General features: G+C 48.3%; 22 protein-coding genes. 8 read left to right on the forward strand and 14 right to left on the reverse strand.

Features of this window, described 5'->3' with window-relative positions:
- Nucleotides 1-183: 183 nt before the first annotated feature.
- Nucleotides 184-813 (forward strand): class I SAM-dependent methyltransferase, encoded by a 630-nt coding sequence (locus ABGV42_RS19385; RefSeq protein WP_347383096.1) that lies wholly within the window; start codon nucleotides 184-186, stop codon nucleotides 811-813.
- Between the two features lie 94 nt (nucleotides 814-907).
- On the opposite strand, the gene ABGV42_RS19390 is transcribed toward ABGV42_RS19385, so the two are convergent.
- Together ABGV42_RS19390 and ABGV42_RS19395 are read right to left on the reverse strand one after the other, a co-directional pair.
- Complete coding sequence (locus ABGV42_RS19390) at nucleotides 908-2,044, reverse strand: glycosyl hydrolase (RefSeq protein WP_347383097.1); 1,137 nt, start codon at nucleotides 2,042-2,044, stop codon at nucleotides 908-910.
- Between the two features lie 141 nt (nucleotides 2,045-2,185).
- Entirely contained in the window at nucleotides 2,186-4,114 is a 1,929-nt protein-coding gene (locus ABGV42_RS19395) for a heparinase II/III domain-containing protein (protein WP_347383098.1), read from the reverse strand.
- 318 nt (nucleotides 4,115-4,432) lie between these two features.
- Here ABGV42_RS19395 and ABGV42_RS19400 point away from each other — a divergent pair, with 318 nt between their 5' ends.
- A complete protein-coding gene (locus ABGV42_RS19400; RefSeq protein ID WP_347383099.1) occupies nucleotides 4,433-4,765 on the forward strand; it encodes a hypothetical protein in 333 nt (110 codons plus the stop codon).
- 119 nt (nucleotides 4,766-4,884) lie between these two features.
- Here ABGV42_RS19400 and ABGV42_RS19405 read toward each other — a convergent pair whose 3' ends face one another.
- The 7 genes from ABGV42_RS19405 to ABGV42_RS19435 form a co-directional block, all read right to left on the reverse strand.
- A complete protein-coding gene (locus ABGV42_RS19405; RefSeq protein WP_347383100.1) occupies nucleotides 4,885-5,232 on the reverse strand; it encodes a general stress protein in 348 nt (115 codons plus the stop codon).
- Nucleotides 5,233-5,406: 174 nt separating this feature from the next.
- A complete protein-coding gene (locus ABGV42_RS19410) occupies nucleotides 5,407-6,063 on the reverse strand; it encodes an SGNH/GDSL hydrolase family protein (RefSeq protein WP_347383101.1) in 657 nt (218 codons plus the stop codon).
- 106 nt (nucleotides 6,064-6,169) lie between these two features.
- Nucleotides 6,170-6,976 carry an NAD-dependent epimerase/dehydratase family protein gene (locus tag ABGV42_RS19415; RefSeq protein ID WP_347383102.1) on the reverse strand — a complete coding sequence of 269 codons (807 nt, stop codon included), beginning with the start codon at nucleotides 6,974-6,976 and terminating at the stop codon, nucleotides 6,170-6,172.
- A gap of 109 nt (nucleotides 6,977-7,085) precedes the next feature.
- Complete coding sequence (locus tag ABGV42_RS19420; protein ID WP_347383103.1) at nucleotides 7,086-7,415, reverse strand: AzlD domain-containing protein; 330 nt, start codon at nucleotides 7,413-7,415, stop codon at nucleotides 7,086-7,088.
- A complete protein-coding gene (locus ABGV42_RS19425; protein ID WP_347383297.1) occupies nucleotides 7,406-8,131 on the reverse strand; it encodes an AzlC family ABC transporter permease in 726 nt (241 codons plus the stop codon). The genes ABGV42_RS19420 and ABGV42_RS19425 overlap by 10 nt, the downstream gene beginning before the upstream one ends.
- Nucleotides 8,132-8,352: 221 nt before the next feature.
- The gene (locus tag ABGV42_RS19430) at nucleotides 8,353-9,555 is read right to left on the reverse strand and encodes a DUF2087 domain-containing protein (protein ID WP_347383104.1); all 1,203 of its coding nucleotides are present in this window, start codon (nucleotides 9,553-9,555) and stop codon (nucleotides 8,353-8,355) included.
- Nucleotides 9,556-9,887: 332 nt separating this feature from the next.
- The gene (locus ABGV42_RS19435) at nucleotides 9,888-11,861 is read right to left on the reverse strand and encodes a methyl-accepting chemotaxis protein (RefSeq protein WP_347383105.1); all 1,974 of its coding nucleotides are present in this window, start codon (nucleotides 11,859-11,861) and stop codon (nucleotides 9,888-9,890) included.
- A gap of 234 nt (nucleotides 11,862-12,095) precedes the next feature.
- On the opposite strand from ABGV42_RS19435, the gene ABGV42_RS19440 reads away from it, so the two are divergent.
- The 4 genes from ABGV42_RS19440 (at nucleotide 12,096) to ABGV42_RS19455 (ending at nucleotide 15,876) form a co-directional block, all read left to right on the forward strand.
- The gene (locus ABGV42_RS19440) at nucleotides 12,096-13,529 is read left to right on the forward strand and encodes a serine hydrolase (RefSeq protein ID WP_347383106.1); all 1,434 of its coding nucleotides are present in this window, start codon (nucleotides 12,096-12,098) and stop codon (nucleotides 13,527-13,529) included.
- Between the two features lie 338 nt (nucleotides 13,530-13,867).
- A complete protein-coding gene (locus tag ABGV42_RS19445) occupies nucleotides 13,868-15,283 on the forward strand; it encodes an N-acetylmuramoyl-L-alanine amidase family protein (protein WP_347383107.1) in 1,416 nt (471 codons plus the stop codon).
- Nucleotides 15,284-15,315: 32 nt separating this feature from the next.
- Nucleotides 15,316-15,639 (forward strand): hypothetical protein, encoded by a 324-nt coding sequence (locus ABGV42_RS19450; RefSeq protein WP_347383108.1) that lies wholly within the window; start codon nucleotides 15,316-15,318, stop codon nucleotides 15,637-15,639.
- 12 nt (nucleotides 15,640-15,651) lie between these two features.
- Nucleotides 15,652-15,876, forward strand: a complete 225-nt coding sequence (locus tag ABGV42_RS19455; RefSeq protein ID WP_347383298.1) for a GerMN domain-containing protein — start codon at nucleotides 15,652-15,654, stop codon at nucleotides 15,874-15,876.
- 95 nt (nucleotides 15,877-15,971) lie between these two features.
- Here ABGV42_RS19455 and ABGV42_RS19460 read toward each other — a convergent pair whose 3' ends face one another.
- From ABGV42_RS19460 to ABGV42_RS19475, 4 genes are all read right to left on the reverse strand, one after another.
- The gene (locus ABGV42_RS19460) at nucleotides 15,972-17,477 is read right to left on the reverse strand and encodes an MBL fold metallo-hydrolase (protein WP_347383109.1); all 1,506 of its coding nucleotides are present in this window, start codon (nucleotides 17,475-17,477) and stop codon (nucleotides 15,972-15,974) included.
- Entirely contained in the window at nucleotides 17,474-19,159 is a 1,686-nt protein-coding gene (locus ABGV42_RS19465; RefSeq protein WP_347383299.1) for an ABC transporter permease, read from the reverse strand. The genes ABGV42_RS19460 and ABGV42_RS19465 overlap by 4 nt, the downstream gene beginning before the upstream one ends.
- A 79-nt stretch (nucleotides 19,160-19,238) precedes the next feature.
- Nucleotides 19,239-20,309: an ABC transporter substrate-binding protein gene (locus ABGV42_RS19470; RefSeq protein ID WP_347383110.1), complete on the reverse strand. Its 1,071-nt coding sequence runs from the start codon at nucleotides 20,307-20,309 to the stop codon at nucleotides 19,239-19,241.
- Nucleotides 20,310-20,378: 69 nt separating this feature from the next.
- Entirely contained in the window at nucleotides 20,379-21,392 is a 1,014-nt protein-coding gene (locus tag ABGV42_RS19475; protein WP_347383111.1) for an ABC transporter ATP-binding protein, read from the reverse strand.
- 399 nt (nucleotides 21,393-21,791) lie between these two features.
- Here ABGV42_RS19475 and ABGV42_RS19480 point away from each other — a divergent pair, with 399 nt between their 5' ends.
- Both ABGV42_RS19480 and ABGV42_RS19485 read left to right on the forward strand, forming a co-directional pair.
- Nucleotides 21,792-22,709 (forward strand): LysR family transcriptional regulator, encoded by a 918-nt coding sequence (locus ABGV42_RS19480; RefSeq protein ID WP_347383112.1) that lies wholly within the window; start codon nucleotides 21,792-21,794, stop codon nucleotides 22,707-22,709.
- Nucleotides 22,710-22,837: 128 nt separating this feature from the next.
- Entirely contained in the window at nucleotides 22,838-23,695 is an 858-nt protein-coding gene (locus tag ABGV42_RS19485; protein ID WP_347383113.1) for a hypothetical protein, read from the forward strand.
- A 210-nt stretch (nucleotides 23,696-23,905) separates the two neighbouring features.
- Here ABGV42_RS19485 and ABGV42_RS19490 read toward each other — a convergent pair whose 3' ends face one another.
- Nucleotides 23,906-24,511, reverse strand: coding sequence for a short chain dehydrogenase (locus ABGV42_RS19490; RefSeq protein ID WP_347383114.1), 606 nt, complete (start codon nucleotides 24,509-24,511; stop codon nucleotides 23,906-23,908).
- Nucleotides 24,512-24,684 lie beyond the last annotated feature (173 nt).

A 24,684-nucleotide genomic window follows, 5' to 3' on the forward strand; every position in this document is an offset into this window, starting at 1 on the left:
ATGTCGGCAAGTTCTTTCCAGATGTTTAGGCTTTCAGTGATTTTTCAGGAAAAAGATTGGAATACAATTCCGAGATCTGATCTCTCTTCAAGGAATCATACCCGCCAGCATTCCGCATAACCTATCTATATTGCTACTTTATAGGCGCCAAGCAAATGAAGTTTACATGATAGGAGGAGAAACATGCGGCAGCCCTTTGATTACATCGGATATTGGGAGCAAACATACCGTTCCGGAGAAACTTCAGGACGTGGATCTTACGGGGTTCTGGCTGAATTCAAGGCCGAGATTGTGAACGGATTGATCCAGCAGGAGGGCATTACCAGCGTAATCGAGTTTGGATGTGGGGACGGCAACCAGCTGCAATATATGAATTATAAAGAGTACCTGGGTGTCGATGTCGCTGCCTCTTCGATACGCCTGTGTGCCTCAAAATTTGCCACGGACGCCTCCAAAAGTTTCATGCGGTATACACCTGGCCTTTGGATCAACCGGGGCTTTCTGACGGCTGACCTTACGGTGTGTCTGGATGTGCTGTATCACATCACGGATGAGACCGATTTCCGCAATACACTATATGACATCTTGCATTCATCGAAGGAATGGGTTGTACTGTACACCCGATTGAAGGAAAACGGCAATCCGGGCGTGGACACGATTCAGGATCGCAACCTGTTCCACTATTTATTTGATTATCCCGACTTCAAGGTTCAGGAGATCATCCCGCAGCGATATCCCGATCTATCTTCAGCGGACTTCGTGATCCTTAGACGCGTTCCTTCAAGCAACAAAACTAAATCGAGCAACTCATAGCGGGAAAACCACCCAACAACAGTCCAATGGAAGATGGGCTGCGTCAGGTGGTTTTTTATTTAAACTCACTTATTTTCTTTCCGAAATGTTGACGTTAAAACAAACCCGAACGCCCGCGCAGCTTCGCCAGCGCTTCCATATAGAAATAGTCGCCGTAGATGATCGGCACATTCAATCCCCGTCCTTCCGGGTAATGCACGGTTCCCTGCATGATCAGCCCCTCTTCCGCTGCTGACTCGCCTGAGCTGTAGCGCTCATGCAGGCCGCGAACGATGCGCTCTCCCGCTGCGGCATACTCTTCTCCGCGTGGCGACAGCTTCGCCAGCTCAAGCAGACCGCTCGCCGCAATCGCAGCGGCGGACGAATCCCACGCCACCTGATGCTCCGCAGGTGCGCGGAAATCCCAAAACGGCACGATATCTTCGGCAAGCATGGCGAGGAAGAAATCGGCCGCGCGTTCCGCTGTCTCCAGATAGCGGGCTTCGCCCGTATACCGGTAAGACAGCGCAAAACCATGCAGCGCCCAGGCGGTGCCCCGCGCCCAGGCGGAACCCGGAGCATGGCCCTGTCCGCCATGCTCTCGCAGCTTCTGCCCCGTGTGTGGATCGAACTCCACCACGTGGCAGATGGACCCGTCTGCGCGGATGAACTCGCGCGCTACAGTGTCCGCATGTGCTTCCGCCAGCAAGCGGAAGCGGGGGTCGCCGCTCTGCTCGGATGCCCAGTAAAGCAGCGGCAGGTTCATCATGCTGTCGATGATGGCTACGCCGCGTGTATCCATCGTGGACGAGTTGAAGTTCCAGGCACGAATGAACTGACCGCGTACATTGAAGCGAGCAGCAAATAGATTGGCAGCAAGCATCCCCCGCCGCCGGCTGTCCATGCTGCTAGTCTGGCGGTAAGATGCTACGCCGCTAAGCAGCCAGATGAACCCCAGATCGTGATCCACTGAATCCGGATTGCGGAGGCACCCCTCCAGCTGCCGTTCACAGCTATCTGCAATACGAGACAATGGAGCAGCATCTACATTTTCCGGGGACTCACCATACACAAGCCATAACAGTCCTGGCCAGAAGCCGGCTGTCCACCATTCCGGATCATTCTGGTCATACGTTCCCTGCGGAGAGATGTGTGGAAAGGAATCCTTGATTCGCTGTGCGTTGCGAATTGTTTTGTCCGCTCCCTGCCGCCATGCTTCTTCAACCCATGTTATCGATGTGGATGTACTCACGAGCATTGCCTCCTCTATTCGTATCCTTATTTATTTGCTCATACACATACGCAACTTAAAATTACTATATTGGCACGCCGCCTTCACAAGTCCTCATTGCATCGGTCCAGTCCGGTTTGACTTCTATTCTAATTCTCCGACTTACCTGGGCTGGATGGTGAATTTTAGTCTGCACCGTGTCTCCTTAGAGGTATGATCCCGAGAATTTCCGCTTTCATCGGGGGTTCGCCTTAAGAATAACGCCGTGCGGTAAAACTTCTGTGGCAGGTGATCATGATCCACCGTCTCGATCACTTCGATCTGTGCATCCCAGAGTTCAGCATCGTAATGCAGGATCACCACAGCGTTGTTCCCTTCCCACTGTACCCCTGCTTCGTGCATGACAGGTCTAATTCGACTGATAAAATGCTCAATGACTCGCATTTTTTCATTCATGTACTCTCCTCTTTGAATACCAGAAGGTTGGCGCCACTGATAATGATCTTCAAGGAGAAGCACGGCTTCCGAAGCCCCAGGTGGACAGTTCCAGCATAGATGCCTGATATATCTTGTCAGTGTGGGAGCCTCCGGGTACGCTGACGTCAGGTCGAATTCAGCCTCTACCCCCAGTGGAGACAAGTGCTTGATATGTAGCATTTTCGCTTCGGCTTGTCGTCCGGATTGCTGATGAGTCCCCTCAATGACAGGAACGCTATGCCCCTGAGAGCCAATTTGCCAAATGCGTTCCCGTCCAGGCGCGAAGTAGGCTTGAGTATACTCGCCTGAACCTGGGTCACAGAGAATGTTTTCACCGCCGCCATGAAGGATAAAATGTCCCAGATCATTATGATTATGGGGCTCTGCGTTATGACCTCCTTTTACCGAAAAGGCCACCCTCACTTCCTTGTGCTCACCAGCTGCCAGTGTCCCTCTGGCTATCACCCACGATAAATCCTCCAAGTAGATGGGAGCTCCCGGATCGCCTGATTCAATCGCTCTCTCGAACTTAGCTGGATTAGTCCAGAGTACATTACGCAAGGCATGAGCCCACCTGTGGCAAGGATCCTGAGAGAGAAGCGGGATATGAAGCCCCAAGTTGATTCGAATGTCCTGCCGTTCGGACAAAAGGGAAAGCAGTCCAGACGGAATCGTCTCCCGCTCACGACTGTCCGAATAGTTGATAAACACCCCGTCCGATAAATGAATATTTCCCGGGAAAGAAGCGATCGCTCCCGTAATGGATTCAGACAACATATCCAGCTCACCTGCACTGCACAATCTCAGCATCTCTGCAAAATAGGTATAGAATCCGAACCCATAAACCCAGTAGCCCACACCTTCAGCACATCCCCCATCCAGCCCGTACCCACTCAAAAAGGCACTCATGGATCGAATAGTGTGCTGCACAGCCATGGCTCTAAGCTGCTCATCTTCCAATAAAAGAAGAGCCGCAACCCCGCACCCACCGCTGCATACTGCTGACCAGTTATGATTCGCATCTTCCCAACCGTAAGTCCGCTGCTCACGGTACAACGGAGTAAATATCCTGTCTTCGATCTCCGCCTTGACCATCCGGATTATGCGCTTATCCAGCATATCATTCAGCATCATGATCATCTCTGCCAGCATTTGTGCGGTCTCTGCAGCGAAGAGATCAATATGTTTTCTCGCGCCAGCTTCTTCTCCTTCGGGTATATGGGCGGACAGGCACCAGGTTTGTTCGGTACAGATACGCCAAATCAGGTCCTCCAGCAAATGCACACGATCGGCAGATGGCGATGCCGCGACCAATAGGCCCAGAGAAACAAGCCTGCCGCGCCGTTCAAAATAGGCCTGCTCATATGCCTGACGCTCACCTGTATCCCTGAACTCACGAAATAGGGAAAAAGATAGTTCAGGCAGGTTCTCCGTACGCGCCTTCTGTTCATAACCTTCTAAATCCAACCAAAAGCCGGCATAAACAGGATCATTCCACGTGTCCGTGAGCCTGTCTTTCCAACGATGGATAAGTTCCAAGCCATCGGACATTCCATGTCTCATAGCCGCTGTGATGTGATCCACCGTCCAATGTAGTCCAGGGTGAACCGTCATAAGAATTCCTCCCCACTGTTGTAACCGATTTCATTTTAGCCTATCAGATAGTAAAAATGAAGGGAATTCGGCTAATCTTATGTAAAAAAACAAATAATATGAAAATAACTGAAACTTTTCAGATTGTTTTCTCGTAAAAGAGTTGTCGGTACTCATTGCATATGTACTTTATTCCATTATGAGGACAGGTGAACCATACTGAATACTGAATTATTTGATCAGGCTGTAACGGAACTGCTGCATCGCTCGGATAGTCGTGTGCTTGTTCAGGTCGAACCCCATTTTCCGGACAATCGCCTCGTCGGTGGTAAATACCACATGGGAAGTCACACCGTGTATCTATATAAGAAAGAGATTATGGAGCAATGCCGGATGCTCTTCGGTACGCTAGCTCCATTGAAAGCCTATATTTATGTCATTTTGGCTCATGAACTGGGTCACGCGGAGGATACAGAATTATCGGATCTGTCCGATCTTCTCGATGGGCCCCTTTCGGCTCCTGAGCAGGCAGAGATTCGACTGCGTATTGAAGAAAACGCCTGGCGTTATGCAGAATCACTGCTACAGGGCATGGATCCCGTTTTCTTGCGCACCATCATTGATGAATCCCTGCTCAGCTATCGCCAAGCCATTGAACCACATATTGCCTAAAGTCGCTATTGCACAACGTTAATCTAACAATCAAGGCCAGACTCACCCTTTTCCACAGGTGAGATCTGGCCTTGTTTGCTTGAATTACGTTTCATTCATGCTTGCTTCTATATAAACGATTAATTTTTCCGATTACGCGACCGGGCTTGTCCGCCCTTACGCCCTGCTTCTTCACGGCTCATTTTGCCATCCTGATCGTCGTTTCCATCACTGTTGCCACGGGCAATGCCGCCCTCCCGGCCAATCTCTTGATAGAACTCACGGTCGTGGGATTTTGAGGTTGCTTCCCCACCTTTACTGCCAATCTCCTGATAGAAATCCTTGTCATGGTTCTTCGAAGTTGCCTCTCCGCCCTTGCTGCCGATTTCTTGATAAAACTCATGATCATGATTCTTGGAGGTTGCTTCTCCACCCTTACGTCCTGCTTCTTCACGGCTCATTTTTCCGTTTTGGTTATTCTGTGCCATTTTGAATTCACTCCTTATCGGGTATTGAGTATAGTATGCTACGCTTCTTAATTACCCTCTCATTTGGTATTAAAACATGATATTTCTAAATATGTTATTTTTATATATAAAATTTTAGGTGTGTGTTATATGTAAAAAAGAGCAGAGGATCTGCACAGACCCTCTGCTCCTTATTTATTGAATTTTAAGCGGACTTTCCTGTACGACAGACAACCATTGACGTGCAATCAGTTCATGACCTGCTGCCGTTGGATGTACGCCATCCCACAACCAGTAGGATGCGTCCACCTTTTCAGTGGCTTCATTAAGCATATCCTGCAATGGAACAAACACAGCACCGAACTCATCCGCGAGCTCGCGGACAAGGCGTTGGTACTCACCTATGGTCTGCTGCCATACATCCCATTTGTCCACCGTAGCTCCGGTTTTCAGAATGAAGGGTTCCATCAAAACGAGCCCCGTATGCGGCATGACTTCCCGAGTCTCTTCCAGCAAATGCCGATACGCTCGTCCAAGACGATCCGTCACCCCGCTGGGCTCATTATTCATCGTACGCCAGGCGTCATTCACACCGATCAGAATGCTGATCAGATCAGGCTTCAGACTAAAGGTATCTTCATTCCAACGTGCATACAGATCGGATGCGCGATCCCCACTGATCCCCCTGTTGTAGAAGGTTGGCTGCTTCTCAGCCAGCTCTGCACCCAATCTGCTGGAGATCAAATAAGCGTAGCCATGTCCCAAAAAGTGATTCGGATCATCGTTCCGCGATCTTCCTCCGTCTGTAATGGAGTCTCCCTGAAACAATATTACGGATGGACTTGTACTCATGATTTTGAACCGTTCCTTCCTCTTATGTAAAATGGAAACCGTGATCCTACAGTCTCCATTTTATCCCTTTCCGGTTCAATAGAAAATAGCGTTTTCAAATGTTCAACTAAACGCCCTTCTGGTCTTTTGCCACATATCCTCCGCCTTGATATTTTGTCTCATCCTGCTTGTCCGGCGCACCTCTGCGCTTCGCTTCTTCCCATAGCTCGGCAGCATTGTCTTCCGGACGGTATCCAATCTTCTCCGCCAAATAACCGATATCATAATAATTGTCGCTATTCGCGGAGGTTCCGTATAGATTGAGATACTTCGTCTCGGGATCAGCTTCAATACAGCACACGGCGAGCTGCACCATATCCCTTGGGGAAATCCAGATATGGGCAGAGCGCTCGGAATGCGGATGATCATCCCCGGAGAAGTTGCCGATCCGAATGTTGAATGAAGAGAGGTCGTACTTGTCCACATAATATCGGCCGAGCAGTTCTATATAACATTTGCTGAGACCATAGAAGCTGTCGGGGCGATACGGATCATCGACTTCAATCTCTTCACCTGTACGGTAAAAACCGGTAGCATGGTTGGAGCTTGCAAAAATGATGCGCTGAACACCATTCATTCGTGCTGCTTCATATACATGGTAAGCTCCCGTTACGTTGATCGGCAGAACTTTGCCCAAGAAGTCCTCTCCATCCTTGGCCCACGCAATGTGCAACACGGTATGCACTCCTTGCATCAGCTCCTGCAGCCTTTCCGCGTCCGTAACATCCATCGGGACAATACCTGCTCCAGGATCATCTTGAAGGTCAGCTGCAACAATATCATACTTGTCCATTTCCCTCAGACCGTCCAGCAGACTCCGACCGATTACGCCTGCAGCTCCTGTGATCAACAACCTTTTCCTCGTATTACCCATCCACCTTCGCTCCCTTCATTCTTTACGGATACTTCTGTTCTACCTACATAGGTCTATAGAACATTATTAACCGTTAGTCTGAAGGAATTACCTGTGCCTCTTGAGTCCTCTACCCGAGCAAATAACGTAAAATCATCATGGATACAATTCCAACAAGAACCGTACCGAGAAGACTTCGGGTCCAGATCGCTACCACAAAGGTAGGCAAGGCCGCCCACAGTGCAGCATTTTGGGTGAGCGGCACCAGCTGGTTGCCGGACATAAACAGTTCCTGTCCAATCAGGGCTGCCATCACGGCTACAGGCACATATTCCAGCCAGCGAAGCAGCCATACCGGAATCTGTATTTTGCTAAACAGCATTAGCGGCAGCACCCGGGGAATAAAGGTCAGCAATGCAGACCCGATAATAATCCAAAATACATCCCATCTTACTTCCATCGTTCCATTACAACTCCCATCGTTGCTGCAACGACTGCAGCCACTATAATGCTCATGCTGCCCAAAGAGGCCATGCTCGCGAATACAACACATACAACGGCGATAATCGCTACGTTGATGTGCAGCTTTCTATTTTTCCGCTGAATTAACTGAAGTACGATTAGGCCGATAAACATGGCTGGCAGGGCAAAATCCAGACCAAACTGCTCCGGATTCGTAATCCAGCGCCCGAAATAGGCCCCTGCCATGTTGGCTGCGAACCAATTCAGATATGCTGTAATATTCAATCCATGCATCCACCGTTCACTCAGTGTTTTACGGCCAATTGCGCGAGTCATCGCTACTCCGAACGATTCATCCGTGAGCAGGGAGCCAATCCACATGTTTTTGAGCGGAGTCAGATGCCGGAAATACGGGGACACCGCTGCACTGAGTAACAGATGTCGCAGATTGACGAAGAAAATGGTGAATATGATCGCAGTTGCCGATCCATTCGATGCCAGCATGCCTGCGGCAATAAACTGGGCCGAACCTGCATATAAGATCAGACTCAGCAGAGCTGTTTCTGCAAGACTGAGTCCTGCTGTCATTTCGATTACGCCTGCTGCAAACCCAATACTCAGATAACCAAGCAGGGTTGGAATGCAATCTTTTACCCCCTGCATAAACGTGGCATTATCCGGAGTTTCTGCGATGTCTTGTGTTTTCGTTAACATGGGCATTGATTTATCCAATTCTGCTGCAACTCCTTCTCATCCCTTCAGAGATGTATATACGTTTCCTTTATAATAATTTAGAAATATACCACAAGATGAGATATTGAGGGGGAGACAGATTTCTCCTTTACAGAACAGATGTAATAAAGCTCTCATGCAAAAGGCCCATTACCTATTAAGGTAATGGACCTGATAAGGACGCAAAAGAATGGGCTGTAGAGTTACTCACCAGTAACCTTTTTGTCCCCGTGATACCCTTGTTCGCCGTATGGCTCAAGCTGATCCATCCAACGATTCAAACATTTGGCGAGTGCATCCTTGGTGTCGAAATAGGGGTTATCCTCTTTTTTCAATACTTCCAACACTTCAATCGTAAACGCGTCATCACCGTATTCATTCCATTCCGCCTGCAGCTGCCTGTTCAGATGGCTGCCCATTTGCAGCATGAATCTCTGTCCATTGATCGTCTTCAGATTCAATGTGCTATCGAGGTAGACTTTGCCGTTGCGTTCATTGCGAATTTGGTATATTCCCGCCTCCGTCTTGATCTCCTTGGCCTGCTCCTGAAGCTCTTTGCGCCGATTCATTTCTTCATTCTCTCCTTTCCCGCTTCCCGTTTCCGTTTGCTTATTATTCTTCTTCTCTTCTTGCTCAGCCGAGAGGTTTAACCAGTACTGACTGCCGTCCTCTTCACGATTCAAGAAGCCGTAGTCGATCAGATACCTTCTCAGTTCCACGTAGTCGTCATAAATTTGTTTTAACACCTCGTTAACCTGTTTCTCGGTATAATGGCGATCAGGCTCAAACCGTTTGGCAATTTCAGTGAGAACGATAAATTTATGCTTCTGCTGCATGTGGAAACTCGACAGCGGGCCATCCGTCCCTTCTGGAAAATACTTGGCCAGCACTTTTTCGCGGTCCTGTTCCGAGATATCAAACTGTTTATAATTGATCGTATGCACATGTCTTGTGACAGGCAATACGAGCTCAGCAGGAGCGTAGTCGTCCTTGCTTTTAAGCAGTTCCATCAACGCCAGAAAAATTTTGGCCTGCCGCTCCTTCTCCTTCAGCACAAACCGATGATTCCGAATCGTGGACGCACTTCCGATCCCAAGTGCCTTCTGCACTTCGGTATCCTTCTTCCCTTCATAAAACTGGCCAAGCAGCCCCCGCTGCACGTCGGACAGACCCGTTACACTTTTATCCAGCTCCAGCAGATATTCAAATACAGACCCATGGGCCTTCTCGATATGAAGACGCATATACCGCTCTGCCTCATAGAGAACACCTTCCTCGGGATAGATGATTCCTGGTTCCGTTTTATAGCCACAGCAGATACATGTAAATGTGGGTCCTTCAGCAAGATATCCCCGCTTGATCTCTTCGAGCGTGGCCGTTTGCAACAATGGTTCCGATGATTTCATTGAACGAACTCCTTTTTTGCTTTTTATTTAGATATCCCGACCGATATAAATCAATTATCAAATTTTTGTTTGTATATTTATAGATATAATATAATTTTGTTTATTAAAAGTCAACTTATATTCCTTATATGCATTCTTTCCAAGGAGTTAAGCTATCTGGGGAGTTAAACGGTATTCTTATGTCTTATGTCCCAATAAAAAAAGACTGCAGGGAGTTGACCCTGCAGTCTGGTTGTAATCGGCCGGCTGCCGCTAGCACTCTACGGTTCTTCCCCTTTCTAACCAAGAGGGGCCGTTTAGTTTAATTTAATTCTTTGATTTAATTCAATCGGTTATAGCTTGAAACGTTCGATCATGCTCTGCAGATCTTCAGCCATGCGAGACAATGCAGCAGAGGAAGCTGCAACCTCTTCCATCGTGGCAAGCTGCTCCTGTGCTGCAGCAGAGCCATCTTCCGTACCGGAAGCGATCTGATCGGATAAAACAATGGTATCATTGACCGCTTTAGTTACATGGTTCATTCCACCATCAATTTGACGAGATGCCGCAGACACTTCTCCGGCCTGAGCAGCAACGAGCTGCACAGCGTCCCGAATCGTACGGAACGCATCTCCCGCTTCGGTAATAAGCTCTGAACCTTTCACCATGCCTTCACCTGTACGTGCAAAGGTGGACTGCACCGCGTACGTTTTCTCCTGCATTTCACGCATTAATTCATTAATCCGCTCAGCAGAGCTGCCCGAATTGTGCGCCAAAGCTTTGACCTCATTTGCAACAACAGCAAATCCGCGTCCTTGCTCTCCCGCTCTGGCAGCCTCAATGGTCGCATTCAACGCGAGAATATTGGTCTGTTTCGCAATGGAGGTAATTTCGGTAACAATCTGAATAATCTCTTCATTTTTCGCTCGGAGATCCTCAATGACTGCCGCCATAGCTTCACTCTCTTCATTGACCTGCTGAATATGAGCGACGGCCTCTTCCACGGTTACCATTCCGGCTTCGGACTTGTTCGAAGCTTCCCCTGCAATGCGGGCCGTCTCTTCAGCACTGGAAGAGATTTCTTTGACCCCAATGGACATCTCTCCGACAAGCTGACCTGTTGCCGCAAGACTATCATTTTGTTTGGTCGTTCCTTCCGCTGCATTCTGCATCAGCTCGGCGACCTGTTCTGTTGCCTTGGACGTCTGTTCCGAACTGGCCATCAATTCTTCGGAAGATGCTGCGAGCTGGCTCGACGTATCGTGCACTTCTCCAAGAACATTGCGCAGTGATGAAGTCATGGAATCGAAGCTGTCTCCAAGCTGTCCAAATTCATCCCGCCGCTTCAGCCCTACGTGAACCGTAAGGTCCCCGGCGCTTACCTTGGATGCGGCCTGGGTGAGCTGCTGCAATGGGCGAATAATACCCCGGATGATGAAAATGAGCAGGATCATTCCGATGACCAATGAACCCCCCACAAGCGTATAGGTTCGAATCATGATCGGTCTAACTGCTTCATCTGCTTCGGAAGGCAGCATCTCACCAACGATTTTCCACCCGGTCGCCGGGTTGGTGAAATATACAGCTTCCACTTCTTGCCCTTCATACGTGTACTTCACGGTTCCCTTGTCACTAGCGTACATTTCATTAATATAGTCCTGGTCTGACTGCACACCTGATTCGATATTGTAATGGAACAGGAACTTTCCGCCATTGTCCAGCATGTACAGCTTTCCCTTTTCACCAATATGAATCTGATCTACGTTTTCTTTCAAATGGTTAAGACTAACATTGGCTCCAAATACACCTTTGCCATCAGCAAGCTTGGCAGAGGCAGTCACGACCCACTCTCCTGTTGTTGCTGACTGGAATGTGTCTGAAATAATAGGTTCATTTGATGCCATGCCCATCGTATACCAGCTGCGTTCCCGCGGATCATAGATCTGCTGTCCAGGATCAGGAGACTTCATCCAGCTTCCATCTTCGGCACCGATCGTCAGAACACCCAGTTCTTTATGGTTTTCCGACATATGGTCCATTTGTTTTTGTAGCGCAGGCGATTTATTAATAACATCCTCAGAAGTAAAACCCGCGGCAAGCTGTGCAGCGTTATCCTTCTCCATGTTGAGCATCTGATCAATCTGTAAACTGAGCATCTCTGTTTTGGCCTGTGCAGAATGCAGGAGTTCTTCCCTGACCCGTTCTGCAGCTTTATCGTAAGATAACCAACCAACGGTGATGCTTGGTACAATCAAAAATAGAAGCAGCGCTGCGACCAGACGTTTTTTTACGGTTGGCGCAAACCATTGTTGAAACCTTTTCTTCATTTAACTATCCCCCATCATCATCTTCACCTTCTTTTTATCGGACGAACATCGTGAAAACATTATGTATAAATACTAAATATCGTCGAAATTCTATTATTTCTGTTAGGCTCTTATGTTTGCTGGTTCTCCATCCATTTTGACCCCCTCCACGAGATCGTTTACAATATTTCGTAAGCTGGTTATCCATGAAAAGTCTGGAAGGAGAGGATTCAAATCACACGTAGATCGCCTCACGTGCATCAATCGGTTTCTAAGGCATATTTATCCCTATTTCGTATTCTGCTCGCGTTCATTCTGGTTGCAGGGCCGATGCTGGGACAATTCAGCACATCCATATCGGCTGCACAGAACACGCAAGCAGTTCTTATTGAAGTGAATGGCGAACCACAATCTTGGAAGAATGCACCTCAGATCTACAAAGGATCAACGTACGTACCCCTTAGGGATGTCGTCCAGTCGGTAAAAGGTTCCTTGAAATGGGATAATCGTACCAAAACGGCTACCATCACCGTCGGAAGAGATACTTTGGTTCACCAGTCCGGCAGCGACTCGATCAAGGTCAACCACGTTCGCCTGGATGCAGGCGTGAAATCCCGTACGGTTAAAGGTACGCTTATGGTACCTGTCCGTCCTATGGCGAATGCCCTGAAAGCCGATATTAAAGTCGGCCGCACCTCATCTGGTCAGATGAGCGTGAACATCCAAACCGACAAAGTCAGTTTGCTGGAGGACGAAGTGACCAGCGTGGATGCTTATTTGCGTGAAATCCAATTCCCGGGCATGGCCCTAATTGCACGCAATGGTGATGTACTACTTCGTCAAGGATATGGACTGGCCGATGAGAAAACGATGAACCGACCGGACCAGAAGACAAGAATTGCTTCACTGAGCAAATCCTTCACGGCAGCTTCCATTCTCAGCCTCGCGGAAGATGGCAAGCTGAATGTAGAAGATCCCATCTCCAAATACATCTCTGGTATTCCGAAGGGTGACGAGATGACTCTGCATATGCTGTTATCTCAAACTTCCGGCCTTCCGTCCGCATTTGGCCGGGGTGAAGGAACCTCACTGGAAGAAACGGTAGAGGAGATCCGGCACAAAACGCTGAAGTTCGAACCGGGCACTGCCTATCTCTACAGCAACAGCGGCTATGTGCTGCTCGCCTACGTGATTGAACAAGTATCCGGCATGAGTTATGCCGACTATGTTCAACAAACGATTCTGAAGCCGCTCGGCATGAAAAACTCGGGTGAGGCATCACGGAAGGTCAAAACCATCAGTGGCTTCGTCGCAGAAGATAACAAGTGGGTGCCTGCTCCTTATTACGTATCACAATCGGGATCAGGGACGATCTATTCGACGGTTGACGATATGCTTAAATGGGACCGCGCATTGTACACCGATCAGATCCTGAGTCAGGAGACGATTGAACAGATGTACAAGCCCTACTCGGACAAAAATTATGGCTACGCCTGGATCCTTAAGGAGAACGGCAATAATCGTACGGTCTTCCATAATGGCAGCGGCGGCGGTTTTGCCACAGCCTTCTCTCGCAATCTGTCAGACGACGTAACCATTATTCTACTTGGTAATCATGCGGGCATGGATATGACTTCTCTGATGGATGAAGTAGAGGCACGGACCGCCAAAGCATTGAAATTGCAATAATTGGTTTATACGCAACAAAAGAGACGGCCCTCCTTAGGGTCGTCTCTTTCGTCTATATGATACTTCACCACCGTTGAAAGATGAACTTAGCTATTGTACAGGATCCATCTGATGAACAACCGAATAATGGAGCTATATCAGATTCACCGGGAGCTTTCCGTTAAAGGGGGGATGCCCTCAAGTAAAAATTAAATAAATCAATAAAAGAAACATTTTTACATTTTTGTTGTTTATATATTGCAGTAAATTTATGGGAGGGAATTTGTTATTTACCGATTCAGGAACTTAGAATTTCCATGTCGGTGAGTTACAAGCTCTAAAATTGTTGAGGTGTATTCATGAAGAAAACCATTGTACTTATGTTTATAAGCCTATTCTTTCTTTTTCTGTTTCCTGTTCAGGGAAATGCCGCTGCGAACACGTCTAAAATCTTCTTGAATGGAGAGGAATTGTCTCTCCCGAGTGATGTCCAGGTGACCATCGTCAATAAAAATGTCATGATCCCGATCCGAGTCGTTGCGGAAAATTTGAAGTTCGATGTCGATTGGAATCAACAAGCCCGTCAGGTGAAGATACAGCAAAATGAAAAAATGATTTCTCTCACCGTTGACCAAAAGCAAGCCATGGTTGCTGACAAACAGGTTACCCTGAATACAGCTCCGCAAATTTTAAACAAAACGCTGGTGGTGCCCATTCGATTTGTCAGTGAACAGATGGGACTTAGCGTAATGTGGGACAACCGAGAGAAGATCGTGTACTTAACGGGTACCCATAATGAGTCCGCCGAAGCATCTGGGGATGATTCAGGAGATAGCGACACCATCTCGTTAACCCATGTAACCGATATCGTTTTTGCCGACAATCAGCTTGTCGTGTCCCTGGATGGGGAAAAAGTGCAGCCGGTCATATCCACCTTGAAGAACCCGGATCGACTGGTTGTGGACTTGCCTGGAACGGTCTTTGGTGACCTGGCACAGCCGCTTAATCAGGGGTTTAATGGCAAGTTGGATGTAAACGGATATCCCAATGTATCCGAAGTGAGATATTCCCTATTTAAACGGGATCCCGGACAAGTTCGGATTGTGGTTGAGTTGAACAATGTAAAAGACGTGCAGTTCGATCAAAACATTATTGCCGACAAGCTGCTTATCGATCTTAACGTTTCGGGAGACAATGTCACGCCCGTGCCGGTGACTCCTGCCCTCGATACAGGACGTAAAGTTGTGGTTATTGATCCAGGTCATGGGGGCAGTGACCCAGGGGCAATAAGTATCACCAATAAACCTGAGAAGGAATACGTTCTGGCATTGGCTCTAAAGGTACAAGCTCTCCTGCTCAACGAGCCGGATATTGATTTGGTCATGACACGTGACAGTGATATCTATCCCACACGTTCCGAGCGCGTTGAACTAGCGAATCAGTTAAATGCGGATGTCTTTGTCTCTATACACGGCAACAGTGTAACGTCCTCACCTCAGGCATCAGGAACAGAAACATATTATTATCAGCGCAGCAGCAGCAAGGACCTGGCCAATATCATTCATCAACACTTGGTGAAGGCTCTGGGATTCAAGGATAGGGGTGTCAAGAATGGCAGCTTGCAGGTGATTCGGGAAACGACCATGCCTGCAGTGCTCTTGGAAATTGGTTTCCTGAGCAATGCTGCCGAAGAAAAGGCCATGTCCTCCGAGGAAGTTCAAGAGAAAGCTGCACAAGCAATAGTTGATGGAATCAAGGAATATCTAGGGATATAAAATATAACGTTATACCAAACGGAGGATGTGATTTGTTGAAACGAAAGATGGGATACGGACTACTATTTTTGTTCATTCTTATCATTGCCGCGGGGTGTGCCCAGAAGCCAGTGAGTGAATCCGGAACGAATGAACCCAACCATTCCGGAAGCGTACAGCCTGCCAACAATGGTGGGACCCAGGTTGAGCCAAACAAGGAACAGAAGCAAACTGTTGAAGTATACTTCGCCGATACACAGGTGCTGGAACTTGAAAAAAGAGAAGTTGAGTTGGAGTTTATAGAGGACGACGAGAAGTACAAAAAAACATTTGAAGCCTTACAAAACAATGACGATACCGCGCTGGTCTCTTTATAGGAAAAGGTTGAACTGCTCTCTGTCCAATCTGCCGAGGATACATTGACTTTGGATGTTCATATCCCCGATGAAGCCAAGCTTGGTACCAGTGGGGAATTGCTGGCCTTGGAAGCTTTGACCACAACGATGTTTCAGTTTGATGAAATAAACCGTTTGGAAGTGCTTGTGGACGGAGAAGCGCTCGATAGTCTAATGGGTCATTCGGAACTCGAGCACCCCATTCAACGTGAACCATAGTCCTCAAAAAATAAAATGGAAAGAACGTCCCCAAGGACGCTCTCAACTGATACATTATGGCATTATGATGCATTGATCTCATTTTAATTTCATGTTTAGACATAGAGCTCATCCCCGGGAGACAATGAATATACCTCTGCTTCCGGAGATGGGCTATTTCTGAGCAAGTTCTCTCTCAACCTGTCCGTTTCTGCCTTGTCTGCGTGTACCAGCACAGTATGCCGCGCAGGCACCCGCTGCAGCATTCTCTCGACATCCAGCCAGCCCTGATGCACTTTATAACGGACTTTCTGCACCTCGCACACGCCATACTCAGCCGGATTCTGTGCTAGCTTCTGTGCAAAAGTGCCAACAGCCGCATGTCCGGTGAGCAAGATCAAGTTCTCGCAGCTCTCCGCCAGCTGGCTATAGTACCAACGGGCAAGCGAAGACTGCATCATGCCGTCTGGAATGAACCATAGGGAAGCTGCATGTTGGTTCAGCAGTCGCTCCCGATCTTCCCAATTCTTGGGCAGATGCCAGGATTGACCATCCAAAAATTGTCCAATGGTATACGTTAATGGACCCTTGAGATACGTTTCCTTTTCTCTCAGCCAGTATGGGACACGCAGCAGCTGCTTCATGCCATCTACGAGTCCCTGTTCAACGATCATCGGAACGCCCGGGTACCGCTCTTGTGCCCATAATATGATCTCCTGACCACGGCCAACCGAGGGCATCGGCAGCAATACTTTGCCCCCACGGGCAATGGTCTGGCGAATGGCGTGGTCCAGCTGTTCCAATTTTTCTGCTTGTGTATCCCGGTCGGTACCATATGCAGCATCCACAATCGCCAGATCCATCACTTGATCCATGCACCGTTTTGTTAACGAAGAAGTCAAGGATATCTCGGAAATCCTAGAGTTCCCGGTTGCCATCGCTAGTTCCGTCAGTGACTCTCCAGCTAATTGTATCCCATCACTGACAGCCATACCCTGAGACAATTGCGAATTATTTATACGGCTGCTTCTACGCTCTCTGCCTCGAAACAGGCTCGCCAATTTCAGTGCCTCTGCCGCACAATCTTCCTGCAGAAGCATGGACTCGGACGTATAGTCCCCGGAATAGAAGATCCGTTTACCCTCCATCTCAAGTGCAAACCATACCGATCCGGCAAGATGGCCACTGCGTCCCCATAACACGTGCAGACCAGGAACCATCTCGAACCAGATCCCGGACTTGGCCTCATCCTCCAAATACCTGTAACGTATGGACTTCTCGTCTGTTTCCTCATAGGGAAGATCATATCCTGCACGCTCCATATTGCTGCGCCACGCCCGGAAATAGGTGTCCAGCTGCTCCCTTGTCTCGCGTGTCGTCCATACTTCACCCTGATAGCCCATCTTATACAACAAGGGAATGGCAACGGAATGATCCTCATGCGCGTGGGACAGCAGAACAGCATCCAGGGTTGATACAAGTTCGGGCTCGATCAGCGGGTACTCTCCTGCTCCTTCTTTTTTCACGCCACAATCCATTAAAATATGAGTCCTGTCTCCGCTCAAGAGATAGGCGGAGCGGCCATGCTCGCCTGCCCCGCCCCATACGTTCAGTTTCATCATGATGCATTCCACTTTCTCTTCGAATTCAATAGTTCAATGCCGAGCAGCATCAGTACCGTCATGCCGACCGTTACAACAGCCATGGCCATTCCGAGCGACACCTGACCTTGTTCAAACTGTGCAAAAATGTACGTTGCCGACGTCTGCATGGACGGCGGGAGAATTAACAATGAGCCTACGAGCTCACGTGTGGCAATAGTGAATGTCATCATCCAACCGGCCAGCATGCCGGGAATGATCAGCGGCACAAGAATGCGCCGAAGAATATACAGCGGCTTTCCGCCAAACACCTGACCTGCCTGGAACAAGGTTCCGTCGATCTGGGTGAAGCTCGATTTCACGTACTGCACCGTATATGGCAGAAACAGAACGACATACGTCAGCACCACCATCCCGTACGTGTTGTACAGGGTGACAGGCATCCATGGCGAATTCCAGAACAGGATCAGACCTACAACCATAACAATGCCTGGTACGGTGTTGGGCAGCAGGCTGAACAGATCAATCACACGCTGCATGAATGAGGATGACTTGCCAATCGCCAGCGCAAATCCTGTACCGATCACCACCGCAACGGTGGAAGCGGCAAGGGACAATCCCAGACTATTCCCGATGGCTTTCATGCTAACCGAGCCCCAGGAGAGCAGATCCCGAAAGTGATCCAGCGTTACATTGTCCAGAGACAATCCGGCCCCGCGCAGCTTCATTGTCGAAGCCGCAATGATGGAGAAGTACGGAATACCCACAGATAGAATGAGAAGCACTGCAAGATAGATACCGCACAGCCATCCCGCTCCTCCGCGAAGAGAATATCGTTTAGACCGCTGTCCCTTGCCTCCCACCAGACGGTACGTGAATTTACGACTCATGGCAGACTGCATGTACCACATGACAAGACATACGGACAACAGCACCGATGCAAGTGAGGTGGCCTTGCCGAAGTCAATCGGCCAACTGGAAATATATTTGTGGATCTCCGAGGTCATGACGTAGTACCCGATACGGCGGCCGAAGGTGGCCGGAGTTCCGAATTCCGCAATCGTTTTGACAAAAACAAGCATGATCCCCATCCCATAGGAAGATAACAGTAAGGGTAAAATAATGCGTCTGAACCGGTATCCCGCAGGTGCCCCGTGAACCGATCCTGCCTCTTCCAGATTGCCGCCGATGCGAATCAGCGCATCCCGCAGCAGCAAGTACAGAAATGGGAATAGATGCAGGCTCATGATCAGCACCATGCCCCAGAAACTGAAAAAGAGCTCGCTCCATTTCTCAGCTGATGACACCCACTGCTGCAGGTATCCCCCTTTTTGCATAAACAAAATCCAGCCCATCGAACCGATATACGGAGGTGTCATGAACGGAATCATCAGGATCACGTCCACCCAGCGGTGCTGTCCCATACGGGTCTTGGCCATCATCCAGGCCAGCGGCAGGGCCAGCAAGGTGGTGACGGCAACAACACAGATGCCCAGCCAGACGGAATTAAGCAGTACACCGGATAAATGGTGACCGGTAATCGTCCGGATCGGAGCCATCCAGTCCCATTGTCCATCCGGATACACGCTCTGCCAGAAAATCAGCAGCAATGGTACGCCAATACTTATAGTCAGCAGAAAGAGGGCCAGAATCACGCCCACTCTCCGAAAAATACGGTTGTTGTCCAGTACAACAGGTTTCACTGATTTCACCTCACATGACTTCCACCAAGACACTCGTTACACTTGTTGCCGAATGTTCTTCAGTATTGTTTCAACGATTTTATTTGAAAATCTCGGAGAAACGAGCCGCTGTCTCATCACCGTGTTCACTCATCCAGTTCCAGTCCACTTTCAGCTGCGGGATATCTTTCAGATTGGCCCGGTTGCTCGCTTCAATATCTTCGCGGCCCGGAATCAGGTACGCATCAGCAACCAGCTTCTGTGCTTCATCGGACAACAGATAGTCGATAAACGCCTTGGCGTTTTCTACATTTTGGCTTGATTTCAGGATTGCAGCCGGTCTTGGGCTGATAACAGTCCCTTCCTCTGGATATACGATGTCCAGTGGTTCGCCTTTATCCTTAGAGGAATATGCCATGTAATCGACACCTGCCGCAACGATGCTTTTGGCTCCCGTAATTACCGGATCAAGGGCTTCCTGGTTCGCACCCGCCATGGCCACACCATTCGCTTTGTAGCTGTCCAGCAAATCCCACCCTTGATCACCGTTCACACTCAGGTACCCTGTAATGAAGTCCAGTGCAGAACCGGACAACGTTGGATCCGGAATATTTACAGCGTCTTTCCAGGCTGGTGTAGCGAGTTCAGCCCAGCTTGTCGGTGGCGTAGACACCAGCTTGGTGTTGTACACAATTCCGAGTGCCGAAGCACTTGAACTGAAATAGTTGCCTTCTGTATCTGACCAGTCCTTATTCAGCTTGTCAGCATTGGCTGCTTCAGGGTATGGAAGCGTCAAACCGTCCGCTTTGAGCGCCTGTGCTGAAGGCAAAGAGGCAAGAATGACGACATCGGCCACAGGATTGGATTTTTCAGCCTCCATACGGGCGAGAATTTTACCAGTTGTTCCCTGGAACATCTCTACTTCAATACCTGTTTTGGCCGTAAATCCGCTCACGATATTATCTGCCAGCTTTTGTGGCCCTGCACTATACAACACCAGTTTGCCGCCTGCTGTTTCGGTTGGTTGAGCTGCTGCTGCGGTACTTCCCTCTCCCGCAGATTGTCCTGCGTTTCCAGCGGTTGAGTTCGTACTGCATCCAAACAAGCTAATGCTCATCACCGCTGTTAACAGCAGCATTGCACTTTTTTTCCGTGTTTTCATTCCTAACATCACATTCCATCTCCCTTGGTTTATATATTTTTTCTGCTATATTTTTTTCTGATTTCCGCTTCAAGCTTCCTAGTTCGCTGCAGCTATAGCTTCCCGCTTCGCATCCCGGCTCTCATGTCCGTTCATACGGCAGATACGCTCTGGCGATATATACAGCTGAACCTGCTCTCCTACGCGAACCCTTCGGTCCAGATAAGCCGTCCATACGCCAAGCCCTTCCATTTGAACCCGGATTTCATAACGCTCCCCTACATAGCTGACACTCAGTACCGCTGCCTGATATCGCAGGTCGTCATGACTTGTCCTATTCCAGGTCACATGTTCCGGTCGTACCATGGACTGATTCGGTGTGAGCCAGTTGGATTTTCCGATAAACGAAGCAACGAAGGGATCACTTGGCGATGCGTAGATCGTCTCGGGGCTTCCTTTTTGCAAAATCCGCCCCTTCTCCATGACTACAATCTCATCCGACATCGACATTGCCTCAACCTGATCATGAGTGACGTACAGGGCGGTTAGCCCCATATCCCGAACGAGGGACATCATCTCAATCCTCATTTCTTCCCGCAGTACAGCATCGAGTGCACTAAGCGGTTCATCAAACAGAATCACACCAGGTCTCACGGCTACCGCTCTGGCAAAAGCAACCCGCTGCTGCTGTCCACCGGACAGCTGATGAGGATAACGATCTTCCATGCCTTGCAGGCGAACCATGCCGAGTGCCTCGGTTACTTTCTGCCGTAAATTTGATTTCTGCTTTCCGGCTCTCAAGCCAAATGCCACATTCTCATATACCGTCATATGCGGCCATAATGCAAAATCCTGAAACACCATGCCCAGATTACGCTTATGTGTGGGTACATCGATCCGCTTGGCTGCTGAGAAAATGCACTGATCACCCGCAATAATCTCTCCCGCATCCGGCTGTTCTAATCCGGCAAGCATGCGCAGCAATGTTGTTTTGCCGCAGCCTGATGGACCAAGCAGCGTCGTAAACTGACCATGCTGAAGCGTCAAATCCGTGGGCAATAGTGCAGGTGTGCGATTGAATGATTTTTGAACTCCTGAAATCTCCATTTTCATAAGCATCCCTGCCTGTCTTCTTGTACTGTACTCAGTCTAACGCCCGCTCTCGCGAGTTGTATGTTAGGAATGTAAAAATGAAATTAACTTTTTAGATGAATTCTGTTGATGTTCATAGATTAAATCTATATAAGGTGAGCCAAATCAATTTTTCATTTTGTTACTCCGATTACAGCACCATCTTCCGATCGCTGTTATCCCCGGATTTCCTTGATTCCCTTTTCAAAAGGAGAAATCAGGGAATAAAGGCGCAGCAGATCCTTTCGAAGCAGCTTTCTTTCAGAAAGCTTTTAGCTTCGCTTCTTCAGATTGGTCCTGTACTCCCCGTCTTTATGAAAACAAGCATTAAATCATCTTATATTATGGAGGCCCTGTATAAGGGAGAGGAGTGTGAGTTCGTTGAATCTGATTAAACTGCAAATTGTAGAGTTAATTGACAAGCATCATCACATGACCAGTGTCGCGGAGATTCTGGGCATCAAGCAACCCACGGTTACGTTTCATATGAAGTCACTGGAGGAAGAGATGGGGGTGCGATTATTCGAATCGCGCAGTGGGAAGACGTTTCTAACGGAGGCTGGACAGGCCCTACTTCATTATTCCGTGAAGATTAATGCCCTGACCCAAGAGGCCCGCCGGGTAGTCAAAGAATACGACAGCCTCTACAGGGGCACGCTTCACATTGGGGCAAGCTATGTACCTGCAACTTATCTTCTGCCATCAATGCTAAATACATTTTCACAGGAGTTTCCCGGTATTCGTATTGTGTTATCGGTCAAACCGTCTCCTGTCATCCGCGAGATGTTAATGCGGCACCAGATTGATCTGGGGGTAATCTCTTCCGAACCATTTGTCAGTCCGAATCTTCAAGCCGATCCGCTATGCGCAGATGATCTGGTGTTAATCTGTGCTCCGCAGCACGCTTTGACTAGAAGAGAAGTTTTGGAGCCAGATCATATCTCTCAGGTTCCTTTCGCTCTGCATGGGAACGAATCCAGCACACGGCGTTTGACGAACCAATGGCTGGAACAACATGCTGTGCGGCTCCGCAGTACGGTGGAGATGGACTCACTTGAGGCGATCAAACAGCTGGTTCTGCTCGGAGGTCATATTTCATTCATGTCGCGCATGGCTGTACAGTGGGAGGAGCAGCACGGCTTGATTCAGGTCCTTCCTATTCCGGGAGAACAGGCTCCAAGGCATATATACACGGTACATAATAAGGATCGACATCCTTCCGTTCAAATGAATCGGTTCAAGGAAGTTCTTCACGAAGGAGTCCCTGACTCCCCTCCATTTCTTGGCTTCGCCCCATAAAAACTCTCGTTCGCCATTCATCAAATCTATGCAGGGTTAACGCAATGCTCGTCCAATGTTAATCACGTTCATATACTCGGACGATAAAGTGGGTCTGTACATTAATCCAGCCTAGGGAGTGATTGGTTTTGAAAAAGTGGAAAAAGGTAACGACCTCATTGATGCTGAGTATCGTCACATTGGGGAGCAGTCTGGCGTTCCAGGCACCTCAAGCTTCAGCGGCGGCCAATGCCGTACCTGCCTACGAAGTGAAGTTTCTGGCTAAACCGGAACTGGTACTGAACTCGGATGGAACACCTCGGAGTGAAGTTATTCAAACGTTGTCCCTGGATTCTACACCAAGAAACATCAGCGCAGAGTACTTTGATACCAATGCTCTGAATCTGAACCAAGCGGGATGGGATGTCCGTTTCCGGAAGAAAGATGACAAAAACAACTATGAATTGACCTACAAAAAGCGCTATCCCGTAATTAACGGTGACATTAATGCAGCATTAACTCTGGCAAACCAAGAGGGATTTGATGCATCAGATGATAATTATGAGGCTGAGATCGATTGGGGTTATGGCAAACAAACCCTAAGCTTCTCTAATACCAAAAAAGTAGATACCAAAGCTACTGGCGTACAGCTTCCTTCCGAGAAGGACGCGCTTGATATGCTGCTGGACAAGCTGCCAGGCAAACTGAAAAACTGGTCTTCTTCCAACTGGGGTAAACAAACGCTCTCGCAAGCCCGTGCTCATGGCCCTATAACGTTCCAACGCTATGAAGGCACATGGAATGGACAAGATCTGACGCTTGAAGTATGGCCTATTCGTAACGCAGATGGTACAGGGGTAGAGAACCTTGTAGAGGTTTCTTTCAAAACCGAAGATGCTGCAGCCGTATCCGGCCTGCGTACCGAGCTGCTGCAAGTGTTGGAAAGCAACAACTGGCTTATTCCTGCCGATGGCTTGAAAACTCAAACGATTTTGGAAAGATACTAAATGTCTAAATTGAATTGCAGAGCTCCTCTCCTTAAATATAACCAAAAGGACATTAGCAGGTTCATCCTGTTAATGTCCTTAGTTATTTTTACTTTGGGCGTATCCAGAGCTATAATCGGTTTTGGCAAGCTCAATTCTCATGAAGATCATATGTTGCCCACAGTAAGCTTTCTGAGGCTCAACGATAAGTTGATTAGCCTTCTTTGTTATTCAATATACTTTAAAGGTTTGTGCCGTTTCGATGCCCAGTGCACTTTGAATAAACGTATTAGCCACACGTTCCACAGGTACCGGGTTAAAACCAATGAAAAAGTCCCTATATTTCTCAGCCGACTCTTCAAACAAATTAGGGCTGACCGAATTCAAACGAATACCTCTGGGCAACTCATAGGCTGCCGCTTTAGCAAACGCATCTATTGCCCCATTGGCCATGGCACTTGAAGCACCTTGTGCAATAGGATGATCCTTAATAATGCCACTTACCAGCGTGAAACTTCCATTGTCATTGATATAGTGTTGACCGATTAACACGATATTGACCTGGCCCAACAATTTGCTCTGTACACTGATCATGTTGTTCTCAGGGGTCAGCTCTTCCAGTTTGGCATAATGTGTCTGACCAGCCGCGACAATGACATAATCAATGTTTTGCACAGCTTCAAAAAGAGCCTTGATGCTATCAGTAGAGGTTATATCGACTTGATAATCACCGGAGCTTCTGCCTGCTGTAACCACTTCTACAGACAGCTCATTCAACCTGGCAACAATCGCCTTTCCTAACGTTCCCTTTCCTCCAATAACAAGAGCTCTTTTCACACGATTCCTCCTCTTTAGATCTGAACCCATTTTTATTGAACGTCTGTATCTATTTAAACAAAATCATTCGATGAGAGCAAATTACAAAAGTCTGCCTTACTCATAAAAGATGAAGTATCACATGAGATTTGTTGATAAATAAAAAAACCTCTTGCATAAGGCAAGAGGTTTAC

This window comes from Paenibacillus pabuli (assembly GCF_039831995.1).
Taxonomy (GTDB): Bacteria; Bacillota; Bacilli; order Paenibacillales; family Paenibacillaceae; genus Paenibacillus; species Paenibacillus pabuli_C.